15 protein-coding genes are annotated in these 15,714 nt (G+C 33.1%); all 15 read left to right on the top strand.

The features are described from left to right. Positions 1-165 precede the first annotated feature (165 nt). The 15 genes from OM074_RS00935 to OM074_RS00865 all read left to right on the top strand — a co-directional run bounded on the left by OM074_RS00935 (position 166) and on the right by OM074_RS00865 (position 15,711). Positions 166-1,299 (top strand): DegT/DnrJ/EryC1/StrS family aminotransferase, encoded by a 1,134-nt coding sequence (locus OM074_RS00935; RefSeq protein ID WP_301197387.1) that lies wholly within the window; start codon positions 166-168, stop codon positions 1,297-1,299. Then, positions 1,296-1,877 carry an acyltransferase gene (locus tag OM074_RS00930; protein ID WP_301197386.1) on the top strand — a complete coding sequence of 194 codons (582 nt, stop codon included), beginning with the start codon at positions 1,296-1,298 and terminating at the stop codon, positions 1,875-1,877. The genes OM074_RS00935 and OM074_RS00930 overlap by 4 nt, the downstream gene beginning before the upstream one ends. Then, complete coding sequence (locus OM074_RS00925) at positions 1,874-2,842, top strand: Gfo/Idh/MocA family protein (protein ID WP_301197385.1); 969 nt, start codon at positions 1,874-1,876, stop codon at positions 2,840-2,842. Before OM074_RS00930 ends, OM074_RS00925 begins: the two co-directional genes overlap by 4 nt. Before the next feature lie 24 nt (positions 2,843-2,866). After that, a complete protein-coding gene (wecB, locus tag OM074_RS00920) occupies positions 2,867-3,937 on the top strand; it encodes a non-hydrolyzing UDP-N-acetylglucosamine 2-epimerase (protein WP_301197384.1) in 1,071 nt (356 codons plus the stop codon). A gap of 45 nt (positions 3,938-3,982) precedes the next feature. Then, on the top strand, positions 3,983-4,741 hold the full coding sequence (locus tag OM074_RS00915) for a polysaccharide biosynthesis/export family protein (protein WP_301197383.1): 759 nt from the start codon (positions 3,983-3,985) through the stop codon (positions 4,739-4,741). A gap of 64 nt (positions 4,742-4,805) precedes the next feature. Beyond that, the gene (locus OM074_RS00910) at positions 4,806-7,109 is read left to right on the top strand and encodes a GumC family protein (RefSeq protein ID WP_301197382.1); all 2,304 of its coding nucleotides are present in this window, start codon (positions 4,806-4,808) and stop codon (positions 7,107-7,109) included. 16 nt (positions 7,110-7,125) lie between these two features. Then, positions 7,126-7,524: a sugar 3,4-ketoisomerase gene (locus tag OM074_RS00905; RefSeq protein ID WP_301197381.1), complete on the top strand. Its 399-nt coding sequence runs from the start codon at positions 7,126-7,128 to the stop codon at positions 7,522-7,524. Then, the gene (locus OM074_RS00900) at positions 7,518-7,952 is read left to right on the top strand and encodes a sugar 3,4-ketoisomerase (protein WP_301197380.1); all 435 of its coding nucleotides are present in this window, start codon (positions 7,518-7,520) and stop codon (positions 7,950-7,952) included. Before OM074_RS00905 ends, OM074_RS00900 begins: the two co-directional genes overlap by 7 nt. Further along, positions 7,942-8,868, top strand: coding sequence for a hypothetical protein (locus OM074_RS00895; protein ID WP_301197379.1), 927 nt, complete (start codon positions 7,942-7,944; stop codon positions 8,866-8,868). The genes OM074_RS00900 and OM074_RS00895 overlap by 11 nt, the downstream gene beginning before the upstream one ends. Positions 8,869-8,898: 30 nt before the next feature. Further along, positions 8,899-9,819, top strand: coding sequence for a DegT/DnrJ/EryC1/StrS family aminotransferase (locus OM074_RS00890; RefSeq protein ID WP_301197378.1), 921 nt, complete (start codon positions 8,899-8,901; stop codon positions 9,817-9,819). After that, complete coding sequence (locus OM074_RS00885) at positions 9,820-10,326, top strand: acyltransferase (protein ID WP_301197377.1); 507 nt, start codon at positions 9,820-9,822, stop codon at positions 10,324-10,326. A 48-nt stretch (positions 10,327-10,374) separates the two neighbouring features. Further along, a complete protein-coding gene (locus OM074_RS00880; RefSeq protein WP_301197376.1) occupies positions 10,375-11,937 on the top strand; it encodes an O-antigen translocase in 1,563 nt (520 codons plus the stop codon). 11 nt (positions 11,938-11,948) lie between these two features. Continuing rightward, the gene (locus OM074_RS00875) at positions 11,949-12,920 is read left to right on the top strand and encodes a glycosyltransferase (protein ID WP_301197375.1); all 972 of its coding nucleotides are present in this window, start codon (positions 11,949-11,951) and stop codon (positions 12,918-12,920) included. A 27-nt stretch (positions 12,921-12,947) separates the two neighbouring features. After that, complete coding sequence (locus OM074_RS00870) at positions 12,948-13,976, top strand: glycosyltransferase family 2 protein (protein WP_301197374.1); 1,029 nt, start codon at positions 12,948-12,950, stop codon at positions 13,974-13,976. Positions 13,977-14,040: 64 nt separating this feature from the next. Then, complete coding sequence (locus tag OM074_RS00865; protein WP_301197373.1) at positions 14,041-15,711, top strand: asparagine synthetase B family protein; 1,671 nt, start codon at positions 14,041-14,043, stop codon at positions 15,709-15,711. Positions 15,712-15,714 lie beyond the last annotated feature (3 nt).

Raw genomic sequence — 15,714 nt, 5'->3', positions numbered from 1 at the left:
TTTTTAAAAGAGAGGAGTATTGTTAATTTAGAAAAGTATAATACTCTTATATCCCTTGTTTGTCATGGGAGTGAGGAGACGAAGTTGTGTCTGTGTTTGAAAATATTGATGAAGTTTATTATGGTTTTTTAGGAACATAAAGTTCTATTAATAAAGAAATATCTTATGAAAATACAGATGGTGGATTTGGTTGGTCAATATCAGAAAATACAGAATGATGTTAATGCATCAATTCAAGAAGTTATAAATTCTGCCACATTTATAAATGGCCCCGCAGTAAGTTCCTTTGAGAAAAATCTAGCAGATTTCATTAATTGTGTAGAGGTTATTGGATGCGCGAATGGAACCGATGCTTTGCAAATTGCTATGATGACATTGGGGTTGAAGCCAGGGGATGAGGTTATTGTGCCGGTACATACATATGTGGCAACTGCAGAGGCGATTGCTGTGTTAGGCCTGGAGCCTGTTTTTGTGGATGTGCAAACGGAATTCTTTACAATTGATGTGTCCCAAATAGAAAATAAGATAACAGCTAAGACAAAAGCTATTGTTCCGGTGCATTTATATGGTCAATGTGCGGATATGGAGACAATAATGAAGATTGCAAATAAATATAATTTGTTTGTAATAGAAGATACCGCTCAAGCTTTGGGTGCAGAATTTTCTTTTTCAAATGGGAAACGTTCAATGGCTGGAACAATAGGACATATTGGATGTACTTCATTTTTTCCATCAAAAAATCTCGGTTGCTTTGGAGATGGAGGTGCATTGATGGTAGATGATAGGGAACTTGCAGATAGAGCCAGGATGATTGCCAGCCATGGTCAGAAAATTAAGTACCATCACGATATTGTAGGTTGTAATTCACGGTTGGACAGTATACAGGCTGCAATATTAAATGTTAAGCTTCCTTTTTTAAGCAAATACAATGAAGCTCGTCAAATTGTAGCACAAAGATATGATGAAGCATTTAAAGATATTAGTGAAGTTGTTATCCCACAAAAGGCACCTTATTCTACACATGTTTATCACCAGTATACAATAAAGGTTGCAGGAATATGTCGCAATAAGTTAAAGCAAAAACTTCAAGATAAAGGTATCCCTTCAATGATATATTATCCAGTTCCCTTACATTTTCAAAAAGCATATGCTAAACCAGGTATAGGGAAAGGTTCATTTCAAGTGTCTGAGCATCTGTCTGAGGTTGTGTTATCTCTGCCTATACATACAGAAATGACATTAGAGCAACAGCAATATATAGTTTCAGAAGTAAAAAAGGCCATAAAAGAATTATTATGAATAAACCTTTTTTTGTACACGAATCATCTTTTATTGATGAGGGATGTGATATTGGAGAGGGAACCAAAATATGGCATTTTTCTCATGTTATGAGTAATTGTAAAATAGGAGAAAAGTGTAATATTGGACAAAATGTTGTAGTATCTCCTGATGTTGTTCTTGGCAAAAATGTAAAGGTACAGAACAATGTTTCTATTTATACTGGAGTTGTATGTTGTGATGATGTTTTTTTAGGCCCCTCAATGGTTTTTACAAATGTTATAAATCCCCGTAGTGCTATAAACAGACGAGGGAAATATGAAAAAACAATAGTGGGACAGGGAGCCTCGATTGGTGCAAATGCAACAATTGTATGTGGAAATAATATTGGGAGATTTGCCTTTGTAGGAGCAGGAGCTGTAGTTACAAAGGAAGTAAAAGATTATGCGTTGGTTATAGGTAATCCGGCTAAACAAGTAGGTTGGATAAGTGAATATGGTCATAAACTGGAATTTAATGAAGAGGGGGTAGCTGTTTGTATAGAAAGTGGGGAAGTGTATAAACTTATTGATAATAATGTAAATAAAGTAAGTAAATGAAGCAATTTGCCTTGATTGGAGCATCAGGATATATAGCTCCACGACATTTAAAAGCTATAAAAGAAACAGGAAACAATTTGGTTGCAGCTTTAGATCCTTATGATGGAGTTGGCATAATGGATAGTTTTTTTCCGAATGCTGATTTTTTTGTCGAAACAGAACGCTTTGATAGGCATATTGAAAAACTAAAATATGAGAAAGGAATTGATTTGGACTTTATGAGTATTTGTACTCCAAATTATTTACATGATGCTCATATACGAATGGCTTTAAGAAGAGGTTCGGATGCAATATGTGAAAAACCATTAGTTCTGAATCCATGGAATATTGATGCCTTGGCAAGAGTTCAAGAGGATACCGGAAAGAAGATCTATAATATTTTACAATTACGCCTGCATCCAAGCATTATTTCACTAAAAAAGAAAGTGGAAAGTGGGCCTCAGGACAAGGTTTACGATATTGACTTATCTTATATTACTTCCAGAGGTCATTGGTACTATACATCGTGGAAAGGAGATGTTAGTAAGTCTGGAGGGATAGCAACAAATATAGGGGTGCATTTTTATGATATGCTTTCTTTTATTTTTGGTAACGTTAAACAAAATATAGTCCATATACACACGCATGATAGGGCTGCTGGCTATTTGGAGTTTGAGAAAGCCCGGGTGCGATGGTTTTTATCCATAAATGAAGATGTTTTACCAAATATGATCAAAGAAAAAGGGCAGCGTACATTTAGGTCTATTACAATTGAAGGCGAAGAATTAGAGTTTAGTGGAGGATTTACCGATTTGCATACGCGTTGTTATGAAGAGATATTAAAGGGAAATGGTTATGGGATTGATGCTCCTCGTCAGGCAATTGAAATTGTGCATGCCATCAGGCATGAAAAGCCCGTTGGGCTGATAGGAGACTATCATCCTTTGGCAAAGAAACCTCTGGCAAAACATCCTTTTGAGAAGTAATAACCAAATCGATAAATTATATTCATGAATATTGTAACTATTATAGGTGCTCGACCTCAGTTTATAAAAGCAGCTACAGTTTCAAGGGCAATAAGTAAGCAAAAAGGTATCAATGAAATCCTGGTACATACGGGACAGCATTTTGATTCAAATATGTCGGATGTATTCTTTGATGAGCTGGAAATACCTAAACCAAATTATAATCTTGGTATAGGGGGTGGATCTCATGGGGAGCAAACAGGGCTGATGTTACAAGAAATTGAAAAGGTATTAATGAATGAAAAGCCGGATTGGGTATTGGTTTATGGTGATACAAACTCAACTTTGGCAGGGGCCTTGGCTGCTTCAAAAATTCATATTCCTGTTGTTCATGTAGAAGCCGGACTTCGATCCTTTAATATGAGAATGCCTGAAGAGCAAAATAGAATATTGACTGATCATATATCTTCTGTATTATTTGCACCAACAGATATTGCAATAAAAAATCTTGAGAAAGAAGGAATCTATAATAACGTTTTGAACGTTGGAGATGTTATGTTTGATGCAGCTTTGTTTTATGGTGACTTAGCAGAAAGGAAGTCAAACGTATTGAAAAATATAGGAGTACAGACAAAATCTTATGTATTGGCAACAGTTCATCGGGCAGAAAATACAGATGATTCCAATCGGTTATTGATGATTTTTTCGCAACTAAATAAAATAGCTATTCAAGAAAAAGTTATTTTACCCTTGCATCCCAGAACGAAAAAGGCTTTGGAAAGAGAAAAATACGATTTTTCAAAGTCATCAATTTTTTTTATAGATCCTGTTGGCTATTTGGATATGGTGGCTTTAGAAAAAAGTGCTAAAATGATAGTGACCGATAGCGGAGGAGTTCAGAAAGAAGCATATTTTCATAATGTGCCATGCATGACTTTAAGGGATGAAACAGAATGGCTTGAGACTGTTGATGCGGGTTGTAACCATATCATCTCAGATCTGTTATCAATTTTTGATAGATTTCAATCTTTAAGTAAACAACAATTCGATTTCTCCAGGAAATTATATGGAACTGGGCGTAGTGCTACAGAAATAGTTGAGTATCTTATGAAGTAAAATGTCTATTCAAATTGGGTCTAATATATCTTTACTATTTTAAATATGACTAAATATCTATTAATATATCTTTTTTTGATTGGTTTGTTTGGAAGTTCATGTACTTCACGCAAGAATTTAACATATCTAAAAAGAACAGGCATAAGTAAAGAGCATCATGACAATAACTTAATGTATGAAGAAATAGATCGGGTTACAGAATATAGGATAATGCCTTATGATCATTTGTACATTAGTGTTATATCTCCTGATCCGCAGTGGTCCTCAATTTTTAATACGGTTTCTGAGGAAGATATAGATGGTTATGCAGTAGATAATCAAGGTTATGTTGATATTCCTTTTGTTGGAAAAGTTGAGGTTAAAGGAAAATCTTTAAATGAGGTAAAAGATATATTAAAGCATACTTTTAGTAATTATGTAAAGGATGCGTCAATTACCGTCCGTTTGGTGAATAATCATATTAGCATTATTGGCGAGGTTGAAACTGCTGGAAGATACTTATTAACCAAAGATCGAATAAATATCTTTGAGGCTTTGGCTTTGGCTGGTGATTTAAGCGAGTATGGAAATAGAAAGAAAGTTCAATTGGTAAGGCCGACGCAATATGGTCCTGTCGTAAAAGAATTATCATTGTCAGATCAAAGCATATTTACATCTGAATATTATTATGTTATGCCAAATGATGTTGTTTATGTCCCTCCGCAGAGGGGACGAACATTCCAAATGAATGTGTCAATTTATATGTTAGTTTTTAGTTTGTTAAATACAGCTGCTGTTGTATATACGTTGGTGCAAAGCAATTAGTGCTAATCTGTTTGTAGGTCGATGAATACAGGGGTAATCTTAAAAGGAAGTGAGTTGATCGGATATGAATAACAATAATAATAAAGAATCCAAATTTAGAGAAGTTGGAATAGATCCGTTTGTTCTTTTCAGGATTTTTATAAAAAACTGGTATTTTTTTGTACTTACAATTGTAGTTGCATTTGTATTAGCGAAAATGAAAATAGCAGATACTATTCCTACTTTTAGGGTATCATCAACAGTTTTGATTTTTGAAGAGGAAGAAAGAGGGGGAAATGAGAATGAACAACTAATGCAAGGATTAGGGATGCCTGCTGGTATGAGAAATTTAGATAATCAAATTACCATTTTGAAATCTAGAGATTTAACATCTAGGGCACTGGGAGTGTTGGATTTTGAGGTTGAGTATTTCTATAGGGCATCAGGAGACTTAATTCCGTTGTATCATAGCTTGCCCATACGAGTAAAAAAAAATAAAGGTGCAGATTTCCCAAAGGGTGTGCCAATTGATTTTACTTATTTGGGTGATAATAGTTTTAAGCTAAAATCAGAGAATGGGAATATAGATATACAGGCATCTTTTGGAGATATTATAAATATAGGAAGTGGCTCAATTACTATAGAATGTTATAATACAGATTGGTTTGATTATAATCCAGAAGTAACACTTACTTTTGTTTTTAGGAGTCATGTGAGTTTGGTTAGAGCTTTTAACAATCGTCTTAATGTGAAAGCACTTTCCAATACAGGTTCAGTATTGGAAATTAGTTTGGTAGGTACAAATGTTGCACGGGATGTGGATTTTTTAAACAAGCTCACGGAAGTTTTCCAAGCCTTATCATTGGAGAAAAAGAATCAGGAAGCAAATCGTCGCATTCAGTTTATTGAAAATCAGTTGGATGGTATTTCTGATTCCTTGGTTATAACAGAAAACCAGTTACAGCAATTTCGTTCTACACACAGGGTCATGAACTTGTCTGCGCAGGGACAAGAGATCATAAGTCAGGTTTCGCGATTAGAAGAAGAAAATGCCAGATTAAAATTAGAGGCAAATTATTATGATAATCTTGCTGATTATTTACAAAATGATATAACAGGAGACCTTCCTCTACCTATAAGCATGGGTATTGAAGACCCTGCTTTGTCAGGATTAGTTACTGAATTGGCAGATTTACAATCTCAATTAGCTGCATCTGGAGCTGGAGAAATGAATCCATTGCAAAATTTATTAAGTCAACGGGTTGGCACTAAAAAGAATGAGCTGATGGAGACATTGAATGGTTTACGAAGGGCTAATATTATTGCAATTAGTGAAAATCAGTCACAAATAAACAGAGTAAATTCACAAGCTTCTGCGTTACCTGTTACAGAACGGCAATTGTTAGGTATTGAAAGAAAGTTTAAGCTCAATGATGAATTATATACCCTTTTGCTGGAAAAGAGGGCTGAGCTACAAATGCAAAAAGCCTCTAATAGGCCAGATAATGAAGTGATAAACCCAGCAAATTTGTTATATGCAGAACAGGTTGCTCCCAATCCTCGCATGATTTATTTCATTGCATTGTTTTTAGGTTCTTTTATCCCATTTGTTCTTTTGTTTCTTAAACATTTACTTAATAAAAGGATACATGAAGAGGATCTTCAAAGGTATAATCATATTCCCGTTGTAGGAACGATTCCAAGAGTGAAAAGTATTAGGAGTATAGAGGTGTTAAATAATCCAGATTCAGTTTTTGCTGAGTCATATCGGATAATGCGGTCAAGGTTACAGTTTATTACAAAAAGTAAAAAGAATCCAATTATTCTTGTAACCTCAGCAATGCCTGGAGATGGGAAAACGGTTTCTGCCATAAACCTGGCTTCGGTATACAGTTTATTAGGAAAAAAAACGGTTTTGGTAGAATTTGATCTTAGAAACCCTAAAGTTTCAAAGGAGTTTGATGTAGATAGAAACAAAGGAATTTCTACTTATTTGATTGGTCGGGAAAGTATCGATAATATTATTCAGGAAACCCAGTTCAATAACCTTTCAATAGTTACTGCTGGTCCAATTCCTCCAAATCCTTCTGAATTAGCAGCGTCATCAGAAGCTAAAGAGTTCTTTGAGCAATTAAGGCAGAGGTTTGAGTATGTAATAGTTGATTCGGCTCCGGTAGGTCTGATCTCCGATACTCAAAACCTGGTTGAGAGTGCTGATGCATGTTTAGTAGTTGTTAGGGTAAAAAAGACAATTAAAGATATGCTTGGAAAGACTTTGTCTGAATTACAAACTAATACTGGTCATTCATTAAGTTTGATTGTGAATGACGTTACTATTGATACTTCGCGGTATGGTTATGGAAAAAAATACGGATACATTAAGACCTGAATTTAATTATTAATATATGGATGCTACATTAATAACACTACCTAAACATCATGATATAAGAGGGAACTTATCTTTTATAGAAGAGGATACTCATCTTCCTTTTGATATTAAAAGGGTGTACTGGATATATGATGTTCCTGGGGGTGAAAAAAGAGGGGGGCATGCATTTAAAGAAACTGAAGAGCTTATTGTTGCCTTGTCTGGTAGTTTTGATGTAGTATTAAATGACGGGACAAGGGAATATAGGTTCTCTTTGAATAGGTCTTACTATGGTGTGTATATTCCAAAAATGATGTGGCGGGAGTTGGAAAATTTTTCCACAAATTCTTTGGCAGTTATAATATCGTCTACAGATTACAGCGTTAATGATTATATAAGAGATTTTGAGAAATTTAAGGGGCTGAAAGGATGTTAAGTTTTATTTCTGATATTCATAATTGTAATGTTGTTGAATTACCTAAAATTCACAATAGAGCAGGTAATATTACTGTTATTCAAAACGGGGATCACCTACCATTTGATGTAAAGAGACTTTATTATTTATATGATGTTCCAGGTGGTTCCGATAGGGGCGGGCATGCGCATAAAAATTTATATCAGCTAATTGTTGCGGCTAGTGGTTGCTTTGATGTCATTATCGATGACGGCAAGAATAAAAAAATAATTCAACTTAATCGACCAAATTATGGTCTGTTAGTTATACCAGGAATATGGCGTGAAATTGTAAATTTTTCATCTGGAGCAATTTGTTTTGTGTTGGCTTCGCAGAAATATAGTGAAGAGGATTATATTAGAGACTATGATGAATTTCTAACCTTTAAAGCATCAAGTAATGATCATTGAAATTGATGAAAGAAAATTTCAGAATATTTTTGGCATAGATCCCCATCCTTTCATATCAAATAAGTTCTTATCTCTAAATAGAAATAAAGTAGAAAAAATAGTATGGCTTGTTGAGAATATTGGTAAACCAGAAATAGGATTAGTGGCTGGTATTAAAGATGATAAGTTGTTGTCTCCTTTTTCAGCACCATTTGGAGGTTTTCATTTTAAAAAGGAAAATATATATTCAACAACGGTTGATCACTTTATTCTATTGCTACAAGAATATGTTATGTCTGTTGGTTATAAGGAGTTCCGGGTAACACTTCCTCCAAATATTTATCATCAAACATTTAATGCCAAATGTACAAGTTCATTATTAAGGGCAAATTTTCAAAGTTTAATACCTGAAATTACTAGTTGGGTTGATTTACAGCAATTTAAGGGGGTGTATGGCCAAAAAAATAGTAGAGAGTACTACAGACAGGCCTTGAGAAATGAATTAGTTTTTGAATACACAGAAACGGAAGATGATAAATTAGAAGGATATAATTTAATAAAAGATAATAGAGCGAAGTTTGGACGACCTATTTACATGTCTTTAGATGACATTAATCAAACAAGTAATCTTTGGCCTGTGGATTTTTTTAAAGTATCAACAAAAGAAGGAAATATAGTTTCTTTTGCAATTTTATATCGTTTAAATCCCCAAATAGTTTATGCTGTATTTTGGGGAGATAATGAACTGGGAAGATCCCAGAGGGCTATGGATTTTTTGTTGTTAAATCTATGGTCTCACTATCATAAACTGGGTTATAAATATGTTGACCTTGGGATATCAACAGAAGATAGCATTCCAAATAGTGGATTGTTAAGGTTTAAAGAGACTCACGAAGCGGTTTCATCTCTTAGATATAAATTTAATTTGATAAATTAATTTTTTCGCTCTTCATAAATTCATGATTTGATGTTTGTGTTAAATCCGGACCCATATAGTTTACCATCCTATAGAATAGGACCTTTTCAAACAAAACATGTGGCTCTTAATAATTCTTTGCCAGACAATAATGGTGTTGTACATTATTTAAATGAGAAATTTGAGGGAAACGATTATTATTTTACTGAAAATGGAAGACAGGCTATTAACATTGCGTTATCGTATTATAATCTAGACAAAAATGATGTTGTCACAATACTTACCACAAGTGGAAATTTTTATATAAGCGGTTGTGTTACTAAGGAAATAGAAAAAATATGTCAGTGGTCAAGAAACATTTTATCAGAAACAAAACTAATTTTTGTTAATCATGAATTTGGTTATGTATACCCTGAAATGGATTTCTTGTGTTCTTTAGATATTCCTATTATAGAAGATTGTTGTACAACTTTTTTTAGTCAGGATGAAAAGGGAAAAATAGGTAAATATGGAGATTTTGCAGTGTATAGTTTTCCAAAGTTTTTCCCTGTTCAGGTTGGAGGGGTTTTAGTAAATAATAAAAAGAATAGATTGAATAAAGAACCTCAAATTAGTGAACCTCTGTTGCAATATATAAAAAATGTTATTAGCTATTATGTAGCCGACATAAAGGAATTGGTAGGGCAAAGAATATCTAATTATGATTATGCTATATCAGTTTATAAACAGTTGGGATTAAATGAGTTTTTTACTAAATCCAGCCAGGAAGTTCCATCTGTTATGATGTTAAAAAATAATTCAATAATAAAAGATCTGAACTATTTAAAGGAGACCCTTTGGGCTCATGGAATTCAATCGAGCATTTTCTATGGTGAAGATGCTTTTTTCTTTCCTAGCCATCAAAATTTAGGTAAAGGTGATATTCATTATTTTGCAGATGTTTTAAATTCTTTGATATTAAATAGAAAATAAATGATTATATCAAATATTTCTTTAGGTGAAAGAGTGGATGTGGATCCATCTTCAAACATAAATTATGCAAAGATAGGAAATGGGGTTAAAATCGCTAAGCGTTGTAGTGTTTTCGGTGGTCCGGATTGTCAATTGGAAATTGGAGATGAATCCTATTTTGGGATAAACACTGTCGTTATTGGTTATTGGGAGAAAATAATAATTGGCGGAAATGTTAGTATTGCACAAAATGTGAATATAATGTCTGCATCGGGACCAAATGCTTCAGCTAAAATGCAAAGGGTCTTCCCAATAATGAAGGGGAAAGTGGAGATTGGAAATCATTGTTGGATTGGTGCAAATTCAATTATTATGCCTGATGTTGTGTTAGGAGAATATTGTGTTGTGGCTGCTAATAGTTTTGTTAATTCTTCATTTCCACCTTATTCAGTTATTGGTGGGAATCCAGCAAAGTTAATCCGGATTTTTACGAATGAAGAAATTGCTAAACTTGATGAAGATTGTTGATTGTGTTTTGATGGTTAGAATAATTGTAAAGAAGAATAATTTGTCACAATGAGTTCTAATAGTGAAGTTTTGCAAGATAATCCAATGATAATGGATGTAGACAAAGAAGGCAATAATAATGGTTGTGTTGCTGAGGATAGATCTTCTTATAGACAAATATTAAAGGCCACATCCTTATTTGGTGGTGTTCAGGTGTTCAATATTTTTGTAACCTTATTAAGAGGCAAATTGTTAGCTGTTCTTATAGGTACCGCTGGGATGGGATTGAATGGTTTATTGAATTCAACACTAGAAGTAATCAAATTGGCATCCGGTATGGGGCTTAATGAAAGTGCCATCCGTGATATATCAAAGGCTAAAGAAGCAAATGATAAATCAGAATTAAAGAAGGTATATACTATATTTAGCAGTTGGATATGGCTGTCTGCTATTTTGGGAGTCATTCTTACTATTGCATTATCTCCTTTGTTGAGCAGATTGACATTTGATGATTATAGTTATACAAAAACATTTATGTTTTTATCAGTAACGTTTTTGTTTACAGCCTTAACGGGAGGTTTATATACCCTTTTAAGAGGGATGAGAAAGATAAACCTTTTAGCAAGTGCTAATATTTCAGGGTCTGTAGCTGGTCTTTTGGTAGTAATTCCTATATTTTATTTTTATGGGATAAATGGTGTAGTTCCTGCAATAGTAGCTTCTTCTGCTACAACTTATGTTGTTTCTCTATACTTTAGAAAGAAAGTAAATGTAAAAGCTATCAACATGAACTTTCGAGATGTTTTTGCAGGAGGAAAACAAATGGTTGTGCTGGGTGTCGTTTTAACATTGAGTACATTGTTAACAACAGGAAGCAATTTTTTGCTCAATGCGTTTATTTCTAAAGTTGGAAGTCTTGAAGAGCTTGGGCTTTTTAGTGCTGGGAGTAGTATTATGACTGGATATGTGGGTATGGTTTTTGTTGCCATGAGTACGGATTATTTTCCTAGGCTATCTGGGGTTATTAATGATTCAGCAAAATGGAAAAATGTTGTAAATCAACAGGCAGAAGTAGTTATTTTAATTCTAGGGCCTATTCTGTCAATTATTTTATTGAGTGCGCCTATTTTAGTGAGATTATTGCTGAGTGAAGAGTTTTTACCGGTTATTGGTTATTTAAAATGGGCATCACTGGCTATTATGCTTAAAGGTATTACCTGGGTTTCAGGTTTTGTGCTTATATCTAAAAGAGATAATAGTCTGTTCTTCATAACAGAGTTAATAGGAGTACTTTGGTTTTTGTTTTTTAACGTTCTTTTCTTTAAACTATATGGAATAGAGGGATTAGGAATTGCACTAAACATTAATTACTTGTTTAGTGTAATCATGTTATATGTTATATTAAAGAGGAGATATGGTTTTGTTATATCAATGTCAGCATACAGACTTGTTGGGTTGTATATGTTTTTGTTATCTATTGGAGTTGGATGTATTGTTTACCTTGATTTTCCGAACGCATATTATGGATGCGGTGTTGTAACTATAGTAGTGAGCATTATCTCTTTGAAAGAACTTGATAAAAGAATTGGAGTAAAAAATATCATAAGTAATTTCCGAAGTAAATTGTTTTAAAGAGGATAATCATGGATTTAGTTACAATTGCTACCAGTACTTATAATAGTAGTAAACATATTATTGAAACCTTAGAGAGTTTTGCGCAACAAACATATCCAAATATAGAGGTTGTAATCGGAGATGATGCATCAACTGATGATACTTTAGAAAAAGTAAAATTGTGGTTAAATTTAAATAATAATAGGGAGCGTTTTGTAGACGTTAAAATAATTCAGGTGTCGGAAAATACTGGTGTTTCCGCTAATGCAAATCGAAGTCTAAGAGTTGCCAGTGGAAAATGGATTAAGTTTATAGGAGCTGATGATGTTCTTTTACCAAATTGTATATCTGATAATATGCAATTTGTTAAAGAAAATTTTGGTGTCAAGGTGTTGTTTTCAAAGCTTAAAATTTACAAAGATAGCTTTGAGGAAAAAAACTATTTAAACACAATTCCAAAAGAAGTTGATGAAACAAGTATTGTTTTTAATGAGCTTACGTCTGAAAATCAATATCAATTACTTTTGACCTCAGATAGGATAAATTTTTCGCCTTCTGTTTTTCTTCATAAAGATACGCTATTATCCGTAGGAGGGTTTGATGAGCGTTTTAGGTTGCTTGAGGATTATCCATTATGGTTAAATCTTACAAAGAATGGCTATAAACTTAGTTTTATGGATAAAATCACAGTTAATTACAGAAGGCATGCAAAGGCAATAAACAATAACGGAAAGAAGTGTGTTGTTAATCCTAATTTTTTTAAGCAGGAAGAATTTAGGCGAGTTTATATTTATCCAAACCTACCTAAAGATATAAGACTTAATCAGCGATTTGTTTGGTGTGTTTCCCAAATTTATAGGTTAGATTGGATTAATAAAAAGTCAATATTATCAGATTTGGTTTATTTGTTTATTACAGTTTGGATAAACCCTTTTCGGTACTTTTTATGGGTAAAGAAGAAAACATCATTTTATGCTAAAAATAGTATGTTTTATCAATAGCTTAATGTTAAGATTATAAATTTAATAATGATACGTCTTTCTGTGATTATTCCAATGTACAATGTTGAGCCTTATGTCGAGAGGTGTATACGTAGTCTTCAAAATCAGGATTTACCAAAGAATACATATGAAATAGTATGTATAAATGATGGTTCTCCAGATAATAGTTTGGGTGTTGTTCAAAAGCTCTCTGAAGAATTTGATAATATATGTATTATAGATCAGGTTAATCAGGGAGTATCCATGGCTAGGAATAATGGTATGGATATAGCAAAAGGAAAATATTTACTTATGATTGATCCTGATGACTATGTAAAAGAAAACACTTTAAAAGAAAGGTTGGATATTCTTGATAGAAACGATATTGATGTAGCATTGACTGGGTATATAATTTTAGATGTATCTGGCGAAGAGGAATATGTTTTTGATCCAATCCACGAAAAAAACGAGGTTCTTAGCGGTATTGATTATTTTGATAAATATGTAAGAGGTAAATCTGAAATTCGGGATCCCCATCGTTCTGTTGCCATTTTTTATAATAAGGATTTTCTTGATCGAAATAAGCTTAGGTATTTATCCGGAGTACCATATCTGGAGGATGGGGAATTTTTAGCTCGTGTTCGATGCCTGGCAAACAAGGTGAATTTTATTAATAAACCGTTTTATCTAAGAACAACCAGGCCAGGATCAGCTACGCATAGTGGATTGTTTTACACAGAAAGGGCAAGAGAGGGGTTCCTCAACGCAGCTAAGAATTTAAAGGTGTTTAGGAATAAATGTCCATTAGAAAAACAGAAAACTTTCTTAAACCAGCCCATTATACATTTTACTCTTTTGTATATTTTTTCGTTTGGAATAAGTAATTATTTAAAGAATAGAAAAGAAATAAAGGAGTCGCTTAAAATAAATTCATTATCCACATTAGAAGTGAAAGGTTGTAGCAAACAATATGCTCTAATAGGTAGATTATATAATGTTTCTATTAGGTATATGTTAGGGTATATTTTACTGGATAGGTTTATAGATTCATTGAGAATTAGGATGAAATTTAATTAAATTTCCTCGGAATTTCTCTGAATGTTTGACAAACTGACCTGGTTTCTCTGAAAATTATAAACGCATGAAAAAGAATATTAGTGTTCATTTATATGGTGCAAGTCATTATATATCTTCGGCAGATGGAAAATTTGATATCTATTATCAAGGTATTCCTTCTTTGTTGAATATCAATAATTCGGAAGTAGATTGGGGCGACAGAATATTGAAATGTATGGAAAGTCGTTTGGATGTCGAAAGTGCAGTTATGGATGTCATAGAGAATACTACTGGTTTATTTTCATTAATAATTGTTTCTGAAGGTGAGTGTATAATTGTTTCAGATATTATTAGAAGTTTTCCCCTGTTTTGGGGAAATAGAGATCAGAATCTCTTTATTACAGATCAGTTAGAAAAGTACCAGCAGGAATATGATTATTTCTCAATTGATAAGAATAAGCTGGAAGAATATACAATCTCTGGTTTAGTGTTTGATAATGGTACAGTATATGAAAAAGTATATGGGATAAAACCAGGGGAGGTAGTAGTTTATAAAGAAGGAGAATTCAGTCATAAGCAATATTTTAATTTCTCTAAAAATAATAACTACCCGCAATACTCTTCTATTGATGTCTATGCAACAAAAGCTGATGAGGTTTTATTATCTTGTTTTAAAAGGATGCTGGAAAACTTTCCCAATGTAAGGAAATGGGTAGTTCCTTTAAGCGGAGGACATGACTCCCGATTGATAGTAAACTATCTTCATCGATTAGGTGTGAAAAATGTACTTTGCTTTTCATATGGGCAATGCAATAATAACGTTCAGGCTGACATAAGTAAGGAAGTGGCGAAAACCTTAGGTTTTGAATGGTATTTTGTTGAATATAGTGAACAAAAGTGGAAGGAATTACATGATGATGGACTTATTGATCAATATTTGGAATTTGCATTTAACGGTGTTTCAACTTCACATTTCCAGGATTTATTGGCGATATACGAATTGAAAAGTAGGAATGTTATTAGTAGTGAGGATGTTGTTATTCCAGGACATACCTCAATGTCTAGCAGACTTTGGGGTAAAGAATTGAATGATTTGTCATATGAAAAGATAAGAACCGATGCATATTTTGAAGATTTAATTGTTATACATGCTCAAAAACATAAAGATATTTATAACTATGTAGAAGCATTCGGTAAAGAGGAAAGCTTAGAAAAGGACATGTTCAGGGCAAAATTTCATTGGCAGGAAAAACACTCTAAATTTATAATCAATAGTATACGAGGATATTATTTTCAGGGATTAAGAGTGGCACTTCCTTTATGGGATAAAGAATTAGCAATTTTATGGTTAAGTCCATGTTCATTCGAGCTTCAAGGTAGAAAACTTCTTTATGAAATAGAGAAACTAACATTGTTGACAGATAGCTTAAAGCAGGTGAGATTTGCAAACGATCATGGACCCAAAAAGGTATTAACTTTAAGAGGTGTGCTAAAGAATATGATTCCATTGTCAATAATACATTTGTTAGTAAGATTTTTAGGGAAAAATGTGAAAACCAGTGAGGGAATGAATCAATTATATGCATTGAGGTTTAAAACGATTAAAGATTTAATATTGCCAGTGAAACATGTAATGCCTGTCAAATTACTTCCATATATAAAACCATATTATAATAGGTCGCCTTATCGTATGGATCCAAATATGATGACTGTTCTATTTACTTTAACGAAGCTATTAAACAAAAACAAACTCTAAAAA

The organism is Plebeiibacterium marinum (genome assembly GCF_026013615.1).
GTDB lineage: Bacteria > Bacteroidota > Bacteroidia > Bacteroidales > Marinilabiliaceae > Saccharicrinis > Saccharicrinis marinus_A.
This window is presented reverse-complemented; position numbering and strand designations above follow the sequence as displayed.

What these genes read in the sequence shown, in the direction of transcription:
- OM074_RS00935 (WP_301197387.1), top strand. Translation starts at nt 166, where the DNA reads ATGAAAATACAGATGGTGGATTTGGTTGGTCAATATCAGAAAATACAG.
- OM074_RS00930 (WP_301197386.1), top strand. Translation starts at nt 1,296, where the DNA reads ATGAATAAACCTTTTTTTGTACACGAATCATCTTTTATTGATGAGGGA.
- OM074_RS00925 (WP_301197385.1), top strand. Translation starts at nt 1,874, where the DNA reads ATGAAGCAATTTGCCTTGATTGGAGCATCAGGATATATAGCTCCACGA.
- wecB (WP_301197384.1), top strand. Translation starts at nt 2,867, where the DNA reads ATGAATATTGTAACTATTATAGGTGCTCGACCTCAGTTTATAAAAGCA.
- OM074_RS00915 (WP_301197383.1), top strand. Translation starts at nt 3,983, where the DNA reads ATGACTAAATATCTATTAATATATCTTTTTTTGATTGGTTTGTTTGGA.
- OM074_RS00910 (WP_301197382.1), top strand. Translation starts at nt 4,806, where the DNA reads ATGAATAACAATAATAATAAAGAATCCAAATTTAGAGAAGTTGGAATA.
- OM074_RS00905 (WP_301197381.1), top strand. Translation starts at nt 7,126, where the DNA reads ATGGATGCTACATTAATAACACTACCTAAACATCATGATATAAGAGGG.
- OM074_RS00900 (WP_301197380.1), top strand. Translation starts at nt 7,518, where the DNA reads ATGTTAAGTTTTATTTCTGATATTCATAATTGTAATGTTGTTGAATTA.
- OM074_RS00895 (WP_301197379.1), top strand. Translation starts at nt 7,942, where the DNA reads ATGATCATTGAAATTGATGAAAGAAAATTTCAGAATATTTTTGGCATA.
- OM074_RS00890 (WP_301197378.1), top strand. Translation starts at nt 8,899, where the DNA reads ATGTTTGTGTTAAATCCGGACCCATATAGTTTACCATCCTATAGAATA.
- OM074_RS00885 (WP_301197377.1), top strand. Translation starts at nt 9,820, where the DNA reads ATGATTATATCAAATATTTCTTTAGGTGAAAGAGTGGATGTGGATCCA.
- OM074_RS00880 (WP_301197376.1), top strand. Translation starts at nt 10,375, where the DNA reads ATGAGTTCTAATAGTGAAGTTTTGCAAGATAATCCAATGATAATGGAT.
- OM074_RS00875 (WP_301197375.1), top strand. Translation starts at nt 11,949, where the DNA reads ATGGATTTAGTTACAATTGCTACCAGTACTTATAATAGTAGTAAACAT.
- OM074_RS00870 (WP_301197374.1), top strand. Translation starts at nt 12,948, where the DNA reads ATGATACGTCTTTCTGTGATTATTCCAATGTACAATGTTGAGCCTTAT.
- OM074_RS00865 (WP_301197373.1), top strand. Translation starts at nt 14,041, where the DNA reads ATGAAAAAGAATATTAGTGTTCATTTATATGGTGCAAGTCATTATATA.